This is a genomic window from Olleya sp. NP1-10, assembly GCF_055804415.1.
The window spans coordinates 801713-822672 of sequence record NZ_CM147840.1 but is presented as its reverse complement, the minus strand read 5'-3'; the positions used below and the strand labels follow the sequence as shown (position 1 = coordinate 822672).

15 protein-coding genes, 1 tRNA gene and 2 pseudogenes are annotated in these 20960 nt (G+C 31.8%); 14 read left to right on the top strand and 4 right to left on the bottom strand.

The annotated features are described in order from the left end of the window. Window positions 1-25 precede the first annotated feature (25 nt). Window positions 26-2425 (top strand): TonB-dependent receptor domain-containing protein, encoded by a 2400-nt coding sequence (locus tag AC0L4B_RS03695; protein ID WP_473438600.1) that lies wholly within the window; start codon window positions 26-28, stop codon window positions 2423-2425. A 334-nt stretch (window positions 2426-2759) separates the two neighbouring features. Here AC0L4B_RS03695 and AC0L4B_RS03690 read toward each other — a convergent pair whose 3' ends face one another. Beyond that, window positions 2760-4151 carry a radical SAM protein gene (locus AC0L4B_RS03690; RefSeq protein ID WP_473438599.1) on the bottom strand — a complete coding sequence of 464 codons (1392 nt, stop codon included), beginning with the start codon at window positions 4149-4151 and terminating at the stop codon, window positions 2760-2762. A 141-nt stretch (window positions 4152-4292) separates the two neighbouring features. Beyond that, on the bottom strand, window positions 4293-5042 hold the full coding sequence (locus AC0L4B_RS03685; RefSeq protein ID WP_473438598.1) for a prolipoprotein diacylglyceryl transferase: 750 nt from the start codon (window positions 5040-5042) through the stop codon (window positions 4293-4295). Window positions 5043-5111: 69 nt separating this feature from the next. On the opposite strand from AC0L4B_RS03685, the pseudogene dusB reads away from it, so the two are divergent. Beyond that, window positions 5112-6106 (top strand): annotated as a pseudogene (gene dusB, locus AC0L4B_RS03680) (tRNA dihydrouridine synthase DusB). A gap of 17 nt (window positions 6107-6123) precedes the next feature. Beyond that, window positions 6124-6726: a CHAP domain-containing protein gene (locus AC0L4B_RS03675; protein ID WP_473438597.1), complete on the top strand. Its 603-nt coding sequence runs from the start codon at window positions 6124-6126 to the stop codon at window positions 6724-6726. Here AC0L4B_RS03675 and AC0L4B_RS03670 read toward each other — a convergent pair. Together AC0L4B_RS03670 and rbfA are read right to left on the bottom strand one after the other, a co-directional pair. Beyond that, complete coding sequence (locus AC0L4B_RS03670; protein WP_473438596.1) at window positions 6719-7924, bottom strand: ABC transporter permease; 1206 nt, start codon at window positions 7922-7924, stop codon at window positions 6719-6721. The two genes, AC0L4B_RS03675 and AC0L4B_RS03670, sit on opposite strands and share 8 nt — an antisense overlap. Beyond that, complete coding sequence (gene rbfA, locus AC0L4B_RS03665; RefSeq protein WP_473439387.1) at window positions 7925-8329, bottom strand: 30S ribosome-binding factor RbfA; 405 nt, start codon at window positions 8327-8329, stop codon at window positions 7925-7927. 72 nt (window positions 8330-8401) lie between these two features. Here rbfA and mce point away from each other — a divergent pair, with 72 nt between their 5' ends. The 11 genes and pseudogenes from mce (at window position 8402) to argC (ending at window position 20826) form a co-directional block, all read left to right on the top strand. Then, window positions 8402-8803 carry a methylmalonyl-CoA epimerase gene (gene mce, locus AC0L4B_RS03660; RefSeq protein WP_473438595.1) on the top strand — a complete coding sequence of 134 codons (402 nt, stop codon included), beginning with the start codon at window positions 8402-8404 and terminating at the stop codon, window positions 8801-8803. 56 nt (window positions 8804-8859) lie between these two features. Continuing rightward, window positions 8860-8936: transfer RNA gene (locus AC0L4B_RS03655), tRNA-Ile, on the top strand. Window positions 8937-9103: 167 nt separating this feature from the next. After that, window positions 9104-10171, top strand: coding sequence for a retropepsin-like aspartic protease (locus AC0L4B_RS03650; RefSeq protein ID WP_473438594.1), 1068 nt, complete (start codon window positions 9104-9106; stop codon window positions 10169-10171). A gap of 602 nt (window positions 10172-10773) precedes the next feature. Beyond that, complete coding sequence (ilvD, locus tag AC0L4B_RS03645) at window positions 10774-12453, top strand: dihydroxy-acid dehydratase (protein WP_473438593.1); 1680 nt, start codon at window positions 10774-10776, stop codon at window positions 12451-12453. A 30-nt stretch (window positions 12454-12483) separates the two neighbouring features. Further along, a complete protein-coding gene (gene ilvB, locus AC0L4B_RS03640) occupies window positions 12484-14217 on the top strand; it encodes a biosynthetic-type acetolactate synthase large subunit (RefSeq protein WP_473438592.1) in 1734 nt (577 codons plus the stop codon). A gap of 1 nt (window position 14218) precedes the next feature. Continuing rightward, on the top strand, window positions 14219-14746 hold the full coding sequence (gene ilvN, locus AC0L4B_RS03635; RefSeq protein WP_473438591.1) for an acetolactate synthase small subunit: 528 nt from the start codon (window positions 14219-14221) through the stop codon (window positions 14744-14746). Between the two features lie 23 nt (window positions 14747-14769). Beyond that, window positions 14770-16271: pseudogene (gene ilvC / locus AC0L4B_RS03630) on the top strand (ketol-acid reductoisomerase). Between the two features lie 40 nt (window positions 16272-16311). Continuing rightward, entirely contained in the window at window positions 16312-17577 is a 1266-nt protein-coding gene (ilvA, locus tag AC0L4B_RS03625) for a threonine ammonia-lyase IlvA (protein WP_473438590.1), read from the top strand. 471 nt (window positions 17578-18048) lie between these two features. After that, window positions 18049-18696: a GNAT family N-acetyltransferase gene (locus AC0L4B_RS03620; RefSeq protein WP_473438589.1), complete on the top strand. Its 648-nt coding sequence runs from the start codon at window positions 18049-18051 to the stop codon at window positions 18694-18696. Continuing rightward, window positions 18668-19846 (top strand): argininosuccinate synthase, encoded by a 1179-nt coding sequence (locus tag AC0L4B_RS03615; protein WP_473438588.1) that lies wholly within the window; start codon window positions 18668-18670, stop codon window positions 19844-19846. The genes AC0L4B_RS03620 and AC0L4B_RS03615 overlap by 29 nt, the downstream gene beginning before the upstream one ends. Window positions 19847-19848: 2 nt before the next feature. Next, on the top strand, window positions 19849-20826 hold the full coding sequence (gene argC, locus AC0L4B_RS03610; protein WP_473438587.1) for an N-acetyl-gamma-glutamyl-phosphate reductase: 978 nt from the start codon (window positions 19849-19851) through the stop codon (window positions 20824-20826). The last annotated feature ends 134 nt before the right edge of the window (window positions 20827-20960 follow it).

The window sequence follows — 20960 nt, the reverse complement described above, 5'->3', positions numbered from 1 at the left end:
ATCTTGCGCTTTTAACTTATTTATAATGAATCGCTTTAATTTTTTGCTTTTTTTATGCATTTCTGTAACTAGCTTTGCACAGGATTTAACCATTTCTGGACAAGTTGTAGATCATAATAACGCACCAATAGCTTACGCAAATGCTATACTTTATAATGCAGATGCTTCTGAAATTATTTCAGGTTCAAGTACTGATGATGCAGGACAATATAATATTACTTCATTACATTCAGGAAGCTATACTTTAAAGGTGTCTTATGTAGGATGTGATAGTAAAAGTCAGAATATAACATTGGATTCTAGCCAATCTGTTGCTACAATAATATTAAGTCCATCAACTGAAACTTTAGGAGAAGTAACAGTTAACGCTAAAAAACCAACTTTTACAAAACAAGTTGATCGTTTGGTGTTTAATGTGGAAAATACAGCACTGATTGAAGGTACAGTACTTGATGTACTAAAAAGTACACCAGGAGTTTTAGTTATGAATGGTGATATAATGGTTAAAAACACCAATCCAACAATTTATATTAATGACCGAAAGGTAAATTTATCGGCAGATGAGTTGTCAATGTTATTAGATAACTCATCTGCAAATTCTATTCAAAAAGTTGAAGTCATTACAAATCCACCAGCAAAATATGATGCTTCAAGTGGTGTAGTTTTAAAAATTATAATGGGTAAAAACCTAATTATGGGTTATAGAGGTGTAGTAAATACAAGTTATACCCAAGGTGTTTTTCCTAGATATACTGGTGGTTTAAGTCAGTTTTATAAAACTAATAAATTAAATATTAATTTAAATTATAATTATAAACACAGTAAAGTTAATAGAAATAATATCGAAGAAATTACTTATCAAAATAACGATATTCTTTCTCAGTTTTGGAAAACAGATTTAAACAGAAATACAACTTCAAAAACTCACAATGCAAATTTAAATTTCGATTATTTTATCAATGATAATAATACACTAAGCTTGACTTCAAATGTCTTGTATTTACCGTATTTTGATTATAATACAAAAGGTAACACTACTGTAAACGATTTACAGGGTACAGATAACTATAGCTTTAGATCCCATAATTCATCTCAAGATGATAAGTATAATATAGGTACAGATTTAGATTATAAGCTAAAGTTTACAGACCAATCAAACCTTTTGATTAATGCACATTATACAACGTATGATTATCAAAGAAATCAGCATGTAAATTCAGATTACTACTTTCAAGATCCAACATCAGATTTTAGTACAGGATTTAAAACATTAAATAATCAAACTACCGAAATTTTATCATCTAAACTAGATTATGATTTAGCATTAGGTGATAGTTCTAATTTAGCAATGGGTATTAAAGTGTCTAATATTAAAACCAATAGTGACATTACTCAGTTTGATATAGATCAAACCACAGGAAACCAAACCTTAAATACTGATAATACAGATGCTTTTGATTATGACGAATCCGTTTTTTCAGGTTATATTAGTTATGACAAAAGTTGGGATAAATGGAGTATTTCTGCTGGATTAAGGTTAGAGCAAACCAATGTTGAAGGGTTTTCTCCGGAAACAAATACCACAAATACCCAAGATTATTTAGAATGGTTTCCTAAATTTAATATTAGTTGGGAAGCTTTTGATAAAGCGAGTTTACATGCTAGTTTTAGTAGGTTTATTGAAAGACCTAAATACACTAATCTTAACCCATTTAATTTCTTTTTAAACGATAATACTATAGTAACAGGTAATCCTAATTTACAACCCTCTTTTACAACATATTCAACGATTGGTACAACTATAAATAACAGTTTTACAATCGAAGCATATTACAAAACCATTTCAAATCAAATTGTAGAGTTGCCTATCCAAGATAATGGAGCTAATTTGTTTGTGTTTTCTCCAACCAACATTAAAAGTGTTAACGAGTATGGTCTTGATTTTTTAGCAGATTTATACATATCTAATAAATATTCAGTTTATTTTTTAAATAGTATTTATAATCACGATTTGGATGTGAATTATAATAATCAAACCTATAATTTTAATCAATGGATTAATTACTCAGAGCTAAGCAGTAGTTTTAGCATGCTAAAAGATAATAGTTTATCAGTTAATTTGTCTCTTGCATATTCTACTAAATTTTTACAAGGAACAGTTTTTGGTGACTCGTTTTTATTTTCAAACTTATCTTTAAGTAAAAAGGTTTTAAGCAATAAGGGATCGGTAAGCTTAATGTTTTCGGATATACCAAATCTACAAGATATTGGGTCAAGAAGTAGGTTTGCAAATCAAAACAACTACGTATTTCATGATTTAGATACAAGATACGTAAAACTAGGATTTAGCTATAAGTTTGGTAACACTACGTTACAAACAAATCAAAATACTAAAAGTCATACAGAGCGTAACCGCTTGAAATAACAAAAGCTTAGCTTAACATACTTCCACAAAGACCTAAGCTGATAATTAAATAAACAGCAGCTAGTATAAATAATACTTTAGCTGCTTTTTTATTTTTTTGAGTAAATAAAATCCTATTAGACACAGTAAAATGGGAGGGATTAACATTAAAGCTAAAAAAACACAACAATACCTCCATAGCCACCACCACCTCCTGTAGCTTCAATTAAAAAAAATGTAGTCATAGTATTATTTATTAAAAGATTTATTTGTCTTTAGTTATATAAAAATATTTTCACAGTTACTTTAGACTATTATTAAATAATAATAAATGCGGTACAAACATGATCTTTATTTATATTTCATTTCTAAGTTGTTCTAAACGTGCTTTTTTATCATCACGATAAAACAAATTCATGGTTTCAAACGGGATAATTTTATTGTCTTTATCTACAATGTGCACACACGATTTTTTAATAGCTCTAACATCAAAGTTATAAGCATCTATAAATTGCATTATTATAACTCTAAATAAATTATCATAGCCTAGTTCTGGAGCATCAATATTTGGTAAACAACACATAATGGATTTTAGGTTTTCTTCTGCTACTTCAACCGAGTTTCCTGTGCTAAATAATTCTACCATTTTACCTTGCAACGCTTCATCTTGCTCATAAATAATAGTGTTTTTACTATTATCTAACAAATCGTTTGGATTAATATAGCGCGTTAACGGAAATACTTCATCCTCCAATTTAAGCGCATAACCCATAACTAAAGCATCAGGATTACAAGGTACAGGAAGCAAATCGTTAGCATTAAAAATATTGGTTTGTTCCATTATTTTTCGACGTACCTCAGTAATGGTCATTCGATCTGTTTCCGGATTAAAATTATCTAATCGACCAGCAATTTGTGTTGGTTGCAATGTCACACCTCTAACACACTTTTGTTTCAAAGCATAGTCAATAATTTTACCAATTTCGCTATCATTTAGCCCTTTTTGTAGAGTAACCACTAAAGTTGTTGACAGGTTTAGTTTATTAAGATTTTCAATAGCTTGTTTACGGATGTCATTTAAATCTGCACCACGAAGCTCGCGCAACACACTATTTTCAAAAGAATCAAATTGTAAATAAATTTCAAAATCTGGTGCATAAGTTTTAAGTCTTTCAGCGAAAGCAAAATCCTTAGCAATTTTAATCCCATTAGTATTCAACATTAAATGTCTAATAGGTAAAGATTTTGCATAGTCCATAATGTCCCAAAACTGAGGATGTATGGTTGGTTCTCCACCAGATATTTGTACTACATCAGGTTCCTTTTCATTTCTAACAATAGTATCTAGCATGGCTTTAACCTCGTCTAAAGTACGATGTCTACCATACGTCGGAGACGATCCTGCATAACATGTTGGACACGTTAAATTACAACGATCCGTTACCTCGACAACCGTCAAACAACTGTGTTGCTCGTGGTCAGGACATAAACCACAATCATAAGGGCAACCATAATCGGTTTTTGTATTAAATGTGTAAGGCGTTTCGCTAGGTTTATTGTAGTTACGTATGTTTTTATAATACTCAATATCATCCGCAATTAGCACTTTACTATTACCATGTTCTTTACAACGTTTAAGCATGTAAACATTACCATCTTCAAAAACAATTTTAGCATCCACACGCTTTAAACACTCAGGACATAAGCTTAAAGTAAAATCGTAATAGGTATATTTTCTAACAGGCATTTTTTATTTTTTTAATCATTATTTGGGCGTTACCACAAGGGTCGCGCTATCCACTAAATCTTTTTTACTTGTTCTCGATACATTTTGTTCATGCTTCACAAAACACTCGAACTGACGTAAAAAAGGATACCGTTTCTATCGCTAACGCAGGTGTTTGCCAATTAATGGACTAACAATAAACTTGCTGTAATACAACCAACAAATTACACATAATATTTGGATACTACTTAAGCCAAAAGTATAAAATACATTAGGTTTTAAAAATTCGATACAAAATCTAAAACCAAAATAACTAAGCATGAAAAGCTTGAATAAATCACCATTTTTCAATCGGAAATTAGGGTTTACATTTTTTAAAGTTATAAATAAAAAGATTAAAAAAACAAGCTCATATAAAGAGGTAGGATGACGTAGTAAGCCATCACCTAAATCTATTCCAAAAACAGATGTAGTCACTTTACCATAAGTAAACTCGTTAATACCAGATAAAAAACAACCAATACGACCAATAAAGATACCTAAGATAATAGGAAACACAAATAAATCTCCAGACGAGTGCTTTTCGTTAATTATTTTCTTTGCCAATTCCACACCAAGTAAACCACCAAATAATCCACCCATTATGGTTTTAGTATTTAATAATGTAAAAAGGTTGTTAACACTAAAGGCAATTGTTGGGTTTTCTAAAAAACCAACCAATCTCGATCCTATTAAAGCACCTAAAGCAGCGCCTAAAATTATTGATAATCTATTGTTACTAGTAATAATATCTGTGTGTCTTTTTCTCAAAAACACATAGTATCTAAAGGCTATAAAAAAGGCGAGATATTCTAAAACTAGATGGACGTTTATAGCAATATCAAAAAGTTTAAGGTGTAAAGGTAGGTCCAAATAAAGATAGATTATTAGTTAAATATACACAATTACCTAAAAACACTAATTTTGCACCAAAATTGTATTGTGGTAAAAATAGGTAATATAGAGCTTTCAGATTTTCCGTTGTTGTTAGCACCAATGGAAGATGTCTCAGATCCACCATTTAGAGCGTTGTGTAAAGAGCAAGGTGCAGATGTGGTATACACAGAGTTTGTAAGTAGTGAAGGTTTAATACGTAACGCAGCAAAAAGCGTTATGAAACTGGATATTTACGAAAAAGAACGTCCTGTAGGTATTCAAATCTTTGGAGCTAACCTAGACAGTATGTTACAAACCATTGATATTGTAGCAGAGTCTAAACCAGATATTATTGATATAAATTTTGGTTGTCCTGTTAAAAAAGTAGTTAGTAAAGGTGCAGGAGCAGGAATCTTAAAAGACATCTGTTTAATGGAGCAACTAACTGCTGAAATGGTTAAACGAACAGACATACCTGTTACTGTTAAAACCAGACTAGGTTGGGATCACGATTCTATTAAAATAGTTGAGGTTGCAGAACGCCTTCAAGATGTTGGTATAAAATCTATAGCAATACATGGTCGTACCAGAGCACAAATGTATAAAGGTGAAGCCGACTGGAAACCTATTGCTGCTGTAAAAAATAATCCACGTATGCATATTCCTGTATTTGGAAATGGTGATGTGGACAGTCCAGAAAAAGCAATGTTGATGCGTGATCAATATGGTTTAGATGGTTGTATGATTGGTCGTGCAACAATTGGTAATCCTTGGTTTTTCAAACAAGTAAAGCACTTTTTGAAACCGGTGAACATTACAGACCAATTACTATGCAAGAACGTGTAGAAGCTGCTAGAAGACACTTACAAATGTCTATTGACTGGAAAGGAGAAATCCTTGGTGTATTTGAAACCAGACGCCATTATACAAATTACTTTAAAGGTATTCCGCATTTTAAAGAACATCGCATGAAAATGGTAACTAGTGATGCTTCAGCAGATGTTTTTGCTGCTTTTGATGAGGTTTTAGAAAAGTTTGGAGATTTTGAGTTTACAAATTAATTAATCGTACTTATAATTTGAAAATTAAACACGTATTATTTAGTTTAACTTTACTAGTGATACTAGGTTTAATTTTATTTGTGTCAATAAAGAAAATTAATTTAAATCCAACCAAAACTATTGGTCAAAAAGTTGATAGTCTTAATGGAGTTTACGTGTTTTATAATGGAGGTACTGATACTAATTTAGGACGTAATTTATCTAAAAGTGGATATAATTATGGATTAAAATATCAATGTGTCGAGTTTGTCAAGCGTTATTATTACGATGCTTTAAAACATAAAATGCCTGATACTTATGGGCATGCTAAAGATTTTTTTGATTTAAGACTAAGGGATGGTCAATTAAATACAAGACGAAATTTAACTCAGTTTAAAAACTATAGTAAAAGTAAACCTAAAGTTAATGATTTGCTTGTGTTTTCAAGCTCATTATTTAACCGTTATGGACATGTCGCAATTGTTTCAAAAGTTTACAAAGACTCAATTCAAATAATTCAACAAAATCCTGGACCATTTGGTAAGTCTCGTGAGTTTTTTCAACTAAAAAAAACAGACAATTATTTCAATATTGAAAATAATAAAATTTTAGGATGGCTTAGGTTAGTTAAACTTAATTAGTTTTTACTAAGTCTCGTGTAATACGTGAGGCTGCAATTTTTGAAGCAATAACACCTAAAACAGAAATTGTAAGCATGACTATTATAAAGTTTTTAAAATGAATTGCTACAGGATAAGGTAGGCTAGGAGTAATCATAATTAAATCATAGCTTGCTTGTAATTGTATTACAATATAACCTATTAATAGTCCAATAAATCCACCAATAAACGTCATTAAAATACCTTGGTAAAAAAAGATGTTTCGTATGTTTTTAACTGATGCTCCAAGGTTAAAAAGGGTGTTTAAAGTTTTCTTTTTATCTAATATCATCATAACAATAGAGCCTATCACATTAAATAATGCAATAATTAATACTAAAGTAAAGATTAAATAAACTGCTAAATTTTCGGTATTTAACATTTTATAGATTGCATCGTTTAGTTGGTCTTTGTTTTTTAAGATAATGTTTTGACCTAAAATGGTTTTAATTTTAGTTTTTACAGCGTATTCATCTGCGTCTTCTGTTAACTTAAATTCTAGACTAGTTACTTGGTTTGGTTGGTAGTTTAATAGACGACGTGCAGTCTCTATGGACGCAAAGATGTATTTGTTATTTAGTTCTTCGTTTATATCATAAATACCTACGTTAACGGTATTAACTTGACTTAAGGCTTGACTTTGTGAACTGATTTGTCCTTTACCTGGTTTTGGTACAGATAAGGTTATGGTTTTGTCATAATCGTTTATAAACATAGATAGACGATTAGAAATAGCCCAACCAGAAACAATTTGTGGTGTATCTGGATATAACCAATTACCATATGGTATTACAGAGTCAATAGCTGTTATTTTTTGATAATTCTCGTCTACTCCTTTGATGTAAGCAGGATGATTAGTACCATCAGAAGAGGCAATAATACGTTCTTCAACTATTTTAGAAAAATTAGCCACACCATCAATAGCTCGCAATTGTTTGTCTTGATCAGTATTTATAGTAAAGGATTTACCTATGGTTGTTTCTGCTTTTAAATCAGGATCTATAATACTAGAAAACTCCAAAGTAAAATCACGTAATCCTGCAAAACCAGATAAAACTATAAATAAAGAAGCAGCACCTAAAACGATACCTACAATAGCAATTATTGTAATAAAGTTTATGGCGTTGTTACTACTTTTACTACGTATGTAGCGTTTAGCTATGTATAACGAAAAATTCAATTATCCCTTTTTACGGTTATCTAGTAAATCAGGATTTTGAATCGGATTATCTTCACCTTTAAGCGATTTTTCAATTTTATCGATGTGTTCTAAACTGTCATCTACATAAAATTCTAACACAGGCATTCTACGTAATTGGTTTTTTGTACGTTGTGCCAACTCATGTCTAATCATGGGTTTGTTAGCTCTAATTCCTTCTAAAAGCTCTTTAGCCTTATTGTTAGGGAAAATACTTAAATATACTTTAGCGTCTGTTAAATCGGCAGTTACTCTAACTTTAGATACAGATATAATTACACCTCGCATTCCACCTTGTGTAGCAGCACCTTGAAGGATGTCTACTAAATCACGTTGTAAAACCGAAGCTATTTTTTTGTCTTTGACTTTCTTCCATGTTGCAAAAATAGTTGTTATTACAAGAATATATTACTTTTAAGGCATAATTAAGCAATTATTATACCTTAAATTATATAATAAATGGAAAAAATAGAACATATTGGTATAGCAGTCAAAAATTTAGAGCAATCTAATGCGCTTTTTGCTAAACTTTTTGGCAAGCCACACTATAAAATTGAAACTGTAGAAAGTGAAGGTGTTAATACCTCTTTTTTTGAAGTTGGACCAAATAAGATAGAATTATTAGAGGCTACTAAGCCAGAAAGCCCAATTGCAAAGTTTTTAGAGAAAAAAGGAGAAGGAATTCATCACATTGCTTTTGCTGTAGATGATATAAATGCAGAAATTTTAAGATTAAAATCTGAAGGATTTATTGTTTTAAATGAAACCCCTAAAAAGGGAGCAGACAATAAGTTAGTGGCATTTTTACATCCAAAATCGTCTAACGGAGTACTGATAGAACTTTGTCAAGAGATTAAATAATTTAAAAAAGACTTGTAAGACTTTAAAATAAATAGTAATATTGCACTCCAATTTCGGGTCCTATAACTCAGTTGGTTAGAGTATCTGACTCATAATCAGAAAGTCCATGGTTCGAGCCCATGTGGGACCACCATTAAAACCGATTCATTAATTTGAATCGGTTTTTTTGTTTTATATATGTTAAAGGTTTTCTTCCATTCATTTTTAATGTTTTGTTTTATATATCAAATAATTATTCTAACTAATTAAGCGTCAGTTAATATTATTAATATTCAATTAGAATTAAACACTATTTAGCATATGTATTTTACAAGAATCAAGTCCGTCTTTGTTTTATTATTAGTACTTCTATCTTCTTTTTTATGTACTTCTCAGAATATTAAAAAACTACTAAAAAAGGGTATTATTGAAGATAAAGTGTTTAAATCAACATTTAAATATGAACCTTATGGTAATTCTATTTTTGTTAAAGTGAGGATTAAAGATAAGTCGTACCGTTTATTGTTTGATACAGGTGCAGTTACTGCAATTTCACCAAGAATGGTAGAAGAATTAGACTTAGAGGTTGTAGGTAAAGAGGAGGTTTTTGATTTAGGGAATACCTCTAAAAATTTAAATTTTGTTAAAATAGATACTATAAATTTAAATGGAATTAATTTCTTTGATACTGGAGCTGCTGTGCTTGATATTGAAGCTGTAAAAGATTTTAAGTGTACAGGAATAGATGGTTTTTTAGGAGCTAATTTTATGCGAAATGCTGTTTGGGAAATAGATATGGTAAAGCACGAGATTACATTTACTAATACAATTGACGCGATTAGTATTCCGGAGGATGCACCTTACACTAAAATTTTTATTGGTTACGATGGGACACCTGCAATCACAGCTTATTTGGGTAATGAAAAATTATATAACACTATGATAGATTATGGTTATGGTGGTGGTATTACTCTTTTTGCATTCGATTTTAAAAAATTAAGAGATGAAAATCCTAAGATTAAATATGTTAAATCTAATGGAGGAAGTACTATTGCAGGAATCTATGGTGATCTTAAAATGTCTACGTCTTATAAAGCAATCGTTAATAATTTTAAAACAGGTGACTTCAAAGCACCAAGTAACTTGATGTCTTTTGGGCAATTAGGCTCAAGGACGATTGGTGCTGGATTTTTAAAAAATTATAGAGTAGTTTTAAGTTGGAAAGATCGTAAAACATGGTTTATTGAAAATAACGTATCAGATGATAAAGTTATATTTAGCGGTCATGGTTACGGAATAAGACTTGAAAATGAATCCATTTATATTAGTTCAATTTCTGAAAATTCAGAAGCAGAAAAAAAGGCCTTAAAATTAATGATAAAATTTTAAGTGTAAACGATATAGATTATACAAAAGTTACGGATAAAAAATGGTGCGAGATTTTAAGCGCTAATCGTCCTGAAAAGTTAATAGTTGTTATCGAAAGAGATGGGAAGCAATTAATTGTAGATATTGAAAAAAAGGTGTTATTAACTAATTAAGTCCTTTTATTTTTTTAAGAGAAGTTTCAGTATAAACTTAAAATGTCAACATTTAAACTAATAGCATTAATAATGTTAAATGATTAAATTATCTTTAAGACTTCATTTAATTATTTAAAAAATTAGGTTTTAAAAAATATAATTCCAATATTTGGATTAACAATGAAAAAACAAGTCATTAATATTATTTCTATTATTAGCATCGTGATTATTTCACGACGCCAAGGAATGCTATGATGAATCAAAATATAGATTAAATTTAAGCCTTCCTTTTTCGGAAGGCTTTTTTTTATAAAAAATAAAATAATTGAACGTCATAGAGTTTGATTATTAAAACCCTGTAAATCAATTATTTAAATATTGGTTTATTATATTGGGTTTAGCGTTAAACACTAAAAGATTATAATAAAAAAGAAACATTAAAGTACTTTAGATTTAGTAAATAAAAATATGAGTCAATTAAATAAATACAGTAAAACAGTTACGCAAGACCCAACACAACCAGCTGCACAAGCCATGTTGCATGCTATTGGTTTAACTAAAGAAGATTTTTTTAAGCCTATTATTGGTATTGCAAGTACAGGATACGAAGGTAATCCTTGTAACATGCACCTTAATGATTTAGCTAAATTGGCTAAAAAAGGTACTAAAAACGAAGATATTGTTGGGCTTATTTTCAATACAATAGGTGTTAGTGATGGTATTTCTATGGGTACTCCAGGTATGCGCTATTCATTACCATCTAGAGATATTATTGCAGACTCTATGGAAACTGTAGTACAAGCCATGAGTTATGATGGTTTAATAACAGTTGTTGGTTGTGACAAAAATATGCCAGGAGCTTTAATTGCTATGATTAGGCTAAACCGTCCATCCATTTTGGTTTATGGTGGTACCATTGATTCTGGTTGCCATAACGGAAAAAAATTAGATGTCGTTTCTGCTTTTGAAGCTTGGGGAAGCAAAGTCGCTGGAACCATGGAAGAAACTGAATATCAAAATATAGTCGAAAAAGCATGTCCAGGAGCAGGAGCTTGTGGTGGTATGTATACTGCAAATACTATGGCCTCAGCTATTGAAGCTTTAGGGATGACTTTACCCTTTAACTCTTCAAACCCAGCATTAAGTGATGCTAAAAAAGAAGAGTCTGTTAAAGCAGGTGAAGCCATACGTGTGTTATTAGAAAAGGATATTAAGCCTTCAGATATTATTACGCGTAAATCTCTAGAAAACGCAGTGCGATTAGTTACTATTTTAGGTGGTTCTACAAATGCTGTACTTCACTTTTTAGCAATTGCAAGAGCAGCAGATATCGATTTCACATTAAAAGATTTTCAAGATATTAGTGATAACACACCATTTTTAGCCGACTTAAAACCTAGTGGAAAATACCTAATGGAAGATGTTCACGCTGTTGGCGGAATTCCTGCGGTTCTAAAATATCTATTAAAAAAAGGATTAATTCATGGAGATTGTTTAACCGTTACAGGAAAAACAATTGCAGAGAATTTATTAGATGTTAAAGATCTAAAAGAAGGTCAAGATGTTATTAAGCCAATTGAAGAACCAATAAAAATATCAGGGCATTTAAGAATGCTTTATGGTAATCTTGCTACGGAAGGTTCTGTTGCTAAAATTACAGGAAAAGAAGGTTTAAGTTTTATTGGTAAAGCTAAAGTTTTTGAGGGCGAATATGCTGCTAATGATGGTATTCGTGATGGTTTAGTAGAAAAAGGAGATGTTGTCGTAATTCGTTACGAAGGACCAAAAGGAGGACCAGGAATGCCAGAAATGTTAAAGCCAACTGCTGCAATTATGGGAGCAGGTTTAGGTAAAGATGTGGCTTTAATTACAGATGGTCGTTTCTCTGGTGGTACGCATGGTTTTGTTGTTGGACATATTACTCCAGAAGCTCAAGAAGGTGGTAACATAGCCTTAGTAAAAGATGGTGATATGATTACCATTGATGCCGAAACAAACTCAATTGTTCTAGAGGTTACAGAAGAAGATTTACAAAAAAGAAGACAAGAATGGAAAGCACCAGATTTAAAGTTCAAACGTGGTGTATTGTATAAATATGCTAAAACCGTATCATCTGCCTCAAAGGGTTGTGTAACTGACGAGTTTTAAACAAAAACTAATTATCCAAAATAGAATAATATGGATACAAAAACTATAAAAAAAGAAACAAACACAACGCAAACTACAGAGCGTATTTCTGGTAGCGAAGCAGTTATCAAATGTTTGTTAGCTGAAGGTGTGGATATCCTTTACGGTTATCCTGGAGGAGCAATCATGCCTGTCTATGACGAGCTTTATAAGTACCAAGATAAAATTCATCATGTACTAACACGTCATGAACAAGGAGCAACACATTCTGCTCAAGGTTACGCGCGTATTTCTGGTAAAGTAGGTGTAGCATTAGCAACATCAGGTCCAGGTGCTACAAACTTAATTACAGGTATCGCAGACGCACAAATTGATAGTACACCTATGGTTTGTATTACAGGTCAAGTAGCTTCGCATTTGTTAGGTAGTGATGCATTTCAAGAAACGGATATCGTTGGTATTTCTACTCCAGTTACAAAATGGAATTGTCAGGTTACAAAAGCATCTCAGATTCCAGAAGCAATAGCAAAAGCTTTTTATATAGCTAGAAGTGGACGTCCAGGTCCTGTTTTAGTAGATATTACAAAAGATGCTCAATTCGAAGAGTTCGATTTTAAATACAACAAATGTAAAGGTGTCAGGAGTTATATCCCAATTCCAAAATTAGATCAAAATTCGTTGCAAGCAGCCGCAAAATTAATCAATGCAGCAAAAAAACCAATGATTGTTTGGGGTCAAGGTGTGTCTTTAGGTCAGGCTGAAGCCGAATTTAAAACAGTTGTTGAAAAAGCAGGAATCCCATCTGCTTGGACTATTTTAGGTGCAGGAGCAATTCCAACATCTCATCCTTTAAATATTGGTATGGTTGGTATGCATGGTAATTATGCACCAAATGTATTGACTAATGAGTGCGATGTTTTAATTGCAATTGGTATGCGTTTTGACGATCGTGTAACCGGAAGTTTGTCTACATATGCTAAACAGGCAAAAGTGATTCATTTTGAAATTGATCCAGCCGAAATTGATAAAAATGTTAAAACAGATGTGGCAGTTTTAGGTGATGCAAAAGAAAGTTTAGCTGCCTTACTTCCGCTTTTAGAAGAACAAACACATCCAGAATGGCATCAAAAATTTAAGGATTTATATGCTATTGAATATGAAAAAGTAATAAAAAACGACATCCATCCTACAAAAGAAGGTTTAACAATGGGTGAAGTTTTAAAAGAAATTAATTCGCAAACTAAAGGTGATGCAGCAATAGTAACAGACGTTGGCCAACATCAAATGATAGCCTGTCGTTATGCCAATTTTAATAAAACAAGAAGCAATATCACTTCTGGTGGATTAGGTACTATGGGCTTTGGTTTGCCTGCTGCAATTGGAGCAAAAATGGCTGCTCCAGATCGAGAAGTTATTTCAATTTCTGGTGATGGTGGTTATCAAATGACTATTCAAGAATTAGGGACTATTTTTCAGCAAAAAGTACCAGTGAAAATTGTGGTTTTAAACAATGAGTTTTTAGGTATGGTTCGCCAATGGCAACAGTTGTTTTTTGATAAACGTTATGCGTCTACAGAAATGACCAATCCAGATTTTGTGGCTATTGCTAAAGGGTATTTTATTGAAGCCGAAAAAGTAACAAAACGTGAAGATTTAAAAGACGCAGTTGCTAAAATGATTAATACAGATGGACCCTATTTTTTAGAGGTTTGCGTAGAAAAAGAAGGGAATGTGTTTCCAATGATACCAACAGGAGCGTCAGTTTCAGATATAAGATTAGAATAATATGAATGAAAATAATTTATATACAGTTTCCATTTATACCGAAAATAATATCGGGTTACTAAATAGGATTTCAGCGATTTTTCAAAGAAGACATATTAATGTTGAAAGTATAAATTCATCTGTTTCAGAAATTGAAAATGTTACTAAATGGATTATGGTGGTTGAACTTTCTGAAGGTCAAATGAAAAAAATTATTGGTCAAATAGAAAAACAAGTTGAAGTTATAAAAGCGTATTATCATACAGAAGATGAAACGATTTATCAAGAATCTTGCATTTTTAAGATGAAATCAGATTTGCTGTTTGATGAACGTCAAATTCAGAATATAATTAAAGAGAGTAATTCCAGAATTGTAACTGTTAACAAAGAGTTTTTTGTTATTGAAAAGTCTGGACGCAAAGAAGAAATAGAATTATTATATAGAGAATTAAGTGCTTTTGGAATCATGCAATTTACGCGCTCAGGACGTATTGCTGTTACAAAAGACGAAATGAAAATATCAACAATGCTAGAAGCTTTTCAAGCGTAACCAACAATTAAAATAAAAAGACAATGTCAAATTATTTCAACACATTATCATTAAGAAACCAATTAGATCAATTAGGTAAATGTAGATTCATGGATGCTTCAGAGTTTGAAGATGGTGTGAATGCATTAAAAGGAAAAAAATTGTAATTATTGGTTGTGGCGCACAAGGTTTAAATCAAGGATTAAATATGCGTGATTCAGGTTTAGATATTTCGTATGCATTAAGACAAGTTGCAATTGATCAAGAACGCGAATCGTACAAAAACGCAACGTCTAACGACTTTAAAGTTGGAACTTACAACGATTTAATACCTACTGCTGACTTGGTACTAAATTTAACACCAGACAAGCAGCATACAAATGTTGTAGAAGCAGTAATGCCTTTAATGAAAAAAGGTGCTACGCTAAGTTATTCTCACGGATTTAATATTGTAGAAGAAGGCACTAAAGTAAGAGAAGATATTACCGTAATTATGGTCGCTCCAAAATGTCCAGGAACCGAAGTTCGTGAAGAATATAAACGTGGTTTTGGTGTGCCAACACTTATTGCTGTACATCCAGAAAATGATCCAGAAAATAAAGGCTGGGCTCAAGCCAAAGCTTATGCAGCTGCAACTGGAGGTCATCGTGCTGGTGTTTTAGAATCGTCTTTTGTTGCTGAGGTAAAAAGTGATTTAATGGGTGAGCAAACTATTTTATGTGGTTTGTTACAAACAGGAGCAATTTTATCTTTCGATAAAATGGTTGCAGAAGGCATTGAAGCTGGTTATGCAGCAAAATTAATTCAGTTTGGTTGGGAAACGATTACTGAAGCTTTAAAACATGGAGGAATTACTAACATGATGGACAGATTGTCTAATCCAGCAAAAATAAAAGCATACCAATTGTCAGAAGAATTAAAAGACATCATGCGTCCTTTATTCGAGAAGCATATGGATGATATTATTTCGGGTCATTTCTCTAAAACCATGATGGAAGATTGGGCAAATGATGATGTAAATCTTTTAAAATGGAGAGCAGAAACTGGTGAAACTGCTTTTGAAAAAACAACGTTAACAACAGACCATATTTCTGAACAAGAATATTTTGATCACGGAACGTTATTAGTAGCATTTGTAAAATCTGGTGTAGAACTAGCTTACGAAACTATGGTAAGTGCAGGAATTATTGAAGATTCTGCGTATTACGAATCACTTCACGAATTACCATTAATTGCTAATACAATTGCTAGAAAGAAATTATTTGAAATGAACAGAGTCATTTCTGATACTGCAGAATATGGTTGTTACTTATTTGACCATGCTTGCAAACCGTTATTAACCGATTTTATGAAAACGGTTGAAACAGATATCATTGGTAAATCATTTTCTGCAACAACAGGAGTTGATAATATCGAATTAATAGCAGTAAACGATGCCATTAGAAATCATCCAATCGAAGCAGTTGGTAAACGATTAAGAGCAGCAATGACTGCAATGAAAATTATAAAATCTGATGTTAAAACTGAAGATTCAGTATTAGCTTAAATCAATTGTCATCCCGAATTATTTCAGGATCTCATAAAGCATGGAAAACACTACAACAATATACAAGCCAACTTTAACATCTGTTGAAGCTGCTGCAGAAAAATTAAAAGGAGTTGCATCTGTAACTCCTTTAATTTCTAACAGAAATTATTCTAAGCAATTCGATGCTAATATCATGTTTAAACGTGAAGATTTACAGCAAGTTCGTTCCTATAAAATTAGAGGAGCTTACAACAAAATGTCGTCTTTAAGTCAAGCAGAAATCGAAAACGGAATTGTATGCGCAAGTGCAGGAAATCATGCGCAAGGTGTAGCTATTTCATGTAAATTATTAAAAATAAAAGGCACAATTTTTATGCCTTCTCCAACACCAAACCAGAAGGTGGAACAGGTAAAAATGTTTGGAGAAGAGTATATTGAAGTTGTATTAATTGGCGACACCTTTGATGATGCTTATCATGCAGCAATGCAGCAAAGTGAAGCACTAAACAAAACATTTATTCATCCTTTTAATGACGAAAAAGTTATTGAAGGTCAAGCAACCGTTGGATTAGAAATTATAGATCAAGCGCAACATCCAATCCATTATGTATTTGTTCCTGTTGGTGGTGGAGGTTTGTCTGCAGGATTGTCTTCCGTATTCAAATTATTATCTCCAAACACAAAAATAATTGGCGTGGAGCCTACAGGAGCACCTTCAATGTCTACGTCTTTAAGACGAAAACAAAACACCGAATTAAAAAATATCGAAAACTTTGTTGATGGAGCAGCAGTAAAACGTGTTGGTGATTTAAACTTTGCAATTTGTCAGCAAAATTTAAGTGATATGATTACTGTAGACGAAGGTAAAGTTTGTCAAACTATATTAGAATTATACAACAAGGATGCTGTTGTTGTAGAACCAGCTGGAGCATTAAGTATCGCAGCTTTAGAACAATATAAAGAAGACATAAAAGGTAAAAATGTAGTGTGTGTTGTTAGCGGAAGCAATAACGATATTACACGTACTCCAGAGATTAAAGAACGTGCTTTATTACATGCTAATTTAAAGCATTATTTTATAATTAAATTTCCGCAACGTGCAGGTGCTTTACGCGAATTTGTTGTAGATATTTTAGGTCCAACAGATGATATTACCCACTTTGAATACACCAAAAAAGTAAACCGAGAAAATGATGTTGCAGTGGTTGGTTTAGAGTTAAAATCACCTCAAGATTTAGAACCTTTAATTACAAAAATGAAGTTACATAACTTTTTTGGAGACTATTTAAATGATAAACCTGATTTATTTCAGTTTTTAGTCTAATTGAAAATAAAGTATTTATAAAGCTGATTTTCATATGATTATTAAATAATTTTAAAGTGCTTTTTTTAATGAATTCACAAAAATTGATTAAAAAAGAAATAAAAAATAGTTCCGTATTAATTTAATGTCTAGTTTTACACCATGTTAAAAACACAAAATAAAAACGAAAGACCCACAAGTTTGCTATTACGCAGACGACGTCGCTAATGCTCCTACTTTAAAAGCACTTTAGTTAACCGTTTTTTATTTTTTAACATTGAATCACACATCACAAATATTTACTTTTCCAAATACAGTTATTAGAAATAATAACAGGATTGTTGTGCGTCCAATTTTGCGTCGACGCCCTTAAGGGTGTACTTCTATTTTAGAACTTAGGTGAGTCCGGTTCTCCATTCAAAACAAAATTCCTGTACAGACAGGAATCTCAAAATCAAAATATTACATTTTTAATTAATAAAATCAATTACAATGGAAATTGTTATTGCTGATAAATCGCATAGTATTTACGCAGATATTATTTGCCAAACCATTGCAGATGCTGCTCAAGTTAGAGGTACTGGTATTGCAAAACGTAAACCAGAATACATCATTACCAAAATGGAAAATGGTAATGCTGTTATCGCTTTAGAAGGCGATAAATTTGCAGGTTTTTGCTATATCGAACAATGGAGTCATGGTAAGTTTGTTGCCAACTCTGGTTTAATTGTGCATCCAGATTTTAGAAACTTAGGACTTGCTAAAAAGATTAAGAAAGTCATCTTCGACCATTCTAGAACCAAGTTCCCAAATGCAAAAGTATTTAGTATTACTACAGGATTGGCTGTTATGAAAATGAATAGCGAATTAGGTTATAAACCAGTAACGTTTTCAGAGTTAACCAAAGATCAAACGTTTTGGAACGGTTGTCAAACGTGTAAAAATTACGATGTTTTGCAACGTACAGAGCAAGTTATGTGTTTATGTACAGGCATGTTATACGATCCTGACAAAGAGGTTAAACCTGTTGAAGAACACAAATACGATAAAAAAGTTTGGACCAGATTAAAAAGCATTAAGCAAACAAGATTCCTAAAAAAGAAAATAAAAAATGAGCAAAAAATTAGTCATAGCATATAGTGGAGGTTTAGATACGTCGTATTGCGCAGTAAGTTTATCTAAAGAGTATGATGTACACGCTGTAAGTGTAAATACAGGTGGTTTTACAACAGACGAGATTAAACAAATAGAAAGTAATGCCTATAAAATGGGTGTTTCTACTTATAAAAACATTGATGCAGTTGCTACTTTTTATAATAAAGTAGTTAAGTATTTAATCTTCGGGAATGTATTAAAAAATAGTACGTATCCTTTGTCAGTTAGCGCAGAACGTATTATTCAAGCCATAGAGATTATAGAATATGCTAAAAGTATTGATGCAGAATATATCGCTCATGGAAGCACAGGAGCAGGAAATGATCAAGTGCGTTTTGATATGATTTTTCAAACCTTGGCTCCTAGTATTAAAATTAAAACACCTATTAGAGATCAAAAACTGACTAGAGAAGAAGAAATAGCATATTTAAAGTCTGAAGGTGTAGATATGTCTTGGGAAAAATCCAAATATTCGGTTAACAAAGGGCTTTGGGGAACAAGTGTTGGTGGTGTAGAAACTTTAAAATCTGAAAAACCTTTACCAAGTGAAGCATATCCTTCTCAACTAGAAAAAGAAGGAGAAGAAAAAGTAACATTAACTTTTAAAAATGGAGAGTTTGTTGCTTTAAACGGACAAGAAAATGCGCCAGAAGTAAACATTGAAAATTTAAATAACATTGCTTCTGGGTATGCTATTGGTAGAGATATTCATGTTGGAGATACTATTGTTGGTACTAAAGGAAGAGTAGGTTTTGAAGCTGCAGCTGCTTTAATTACTATAAAAGCACATCATTTACTAGAAAAACATACGCTTACAAAATGGCAGTTACAGCACAAAGAATATTTATCTAGTTTTTATGGCATGCATTTGCATGAAGGACAATATTTAGATTCAGTAATGAGAGATACGGAAGCATTTTTGCAAAGTTCACAAAAGATGGTGTCTGGTAATGTTGTGGTGACTTTAAAACCATATCATTTTTCTTTAGATGGAATAGTTTCAGATCACGATTTAATGTCTAGTGCATTTAGTACTTATGGTGAAGAAAATAAAGCATGGACAGCAGATGATGCTAAAGGATTTATCAAAATTATAGGTAATCAGAATAAAATTTATAGACAAGTAAATAATTAGCGATGTTAGAAATAGGAATCATTGGAGGTGCTGGTTATACAGCAGGAGAGTTAATTAGACTGTTGTTAAATCATTCTAAAGTAAATCTCAATTTTGTGTACAGTACCTCTAACGCTGGAAACAAAGTATATAAAGTACATCAAGATTTAATAGGTGTTACAGAACTAGAGTTTTCAGGTAAAATAAACCCAAAAGTAGATGTCTTATTCTTGTGTTTAGGTCATGGAAATTCTAAAGCCTTTTTAGAAAAAAACACCTTTTCAGAACATACTAAAATTATAGATTTAAGTAATGATTTTAGATTACTTGCAGATAAAAATTTTCAAGATAAAGAATTTGTATATGGTTTAGCAGAATTAAATAAAGAAGCAATTAAAGCAGCAAATTATATTGCTAATCCTGGTTGTTTTGCTACAGCATTACAATTAGCTATTTTGCCTTTAGCTGCAAAAGGATTACTAACTAATGATGTACATATAAATGCAGTAACAGGAGCTACAGGAGCAGGAACATCCTTATCTGCTACTACACATTTTACGTGGAGAGATAATAATTTTTCGCATTACAAGGCATTTAATCATCAACATTTAGGGGAAATTAATCAATCGGTAAAATTATTGCAATCTAATTTTGATTCCGAAATTAACTTTATGCCTAATAGAGGTGATTTTTCTAGGGGAATTTTTGCTACAACATACACAAAGTATAAAGGTTCTCTTGAAGAAGCAAAAGCAATGTACAAAGCGTATTATAAAGATGCTGCATTTACAGTAGTTTCAGACGAAAGTATCTTTTTAAAACAAGTGGTAAACACCAATAAGTGTATTATAAGTCTTGAAAAACATGGCGACAAATTACTAATAACAAGTACTATAGATAATTTATTAAAAGGCGCTTCTGGAGCAGCTGTGCAGAACATGAACTTAATGCATGGTTTTGAAGAAACGGAAGGATTACAATTAAAAGCAAATTATTTTTAAAAGTACTGAAGCTGCGTTAGCGGTTGAAGTGGCATCCTTTTTATTTGTCTCTTCGAGCGCAGTCGAGAAGTTGTCAAATAAAAAGATATAACGGAAAACGTGACCCTTGTGGTAACGCCCCAATAACTAAATGG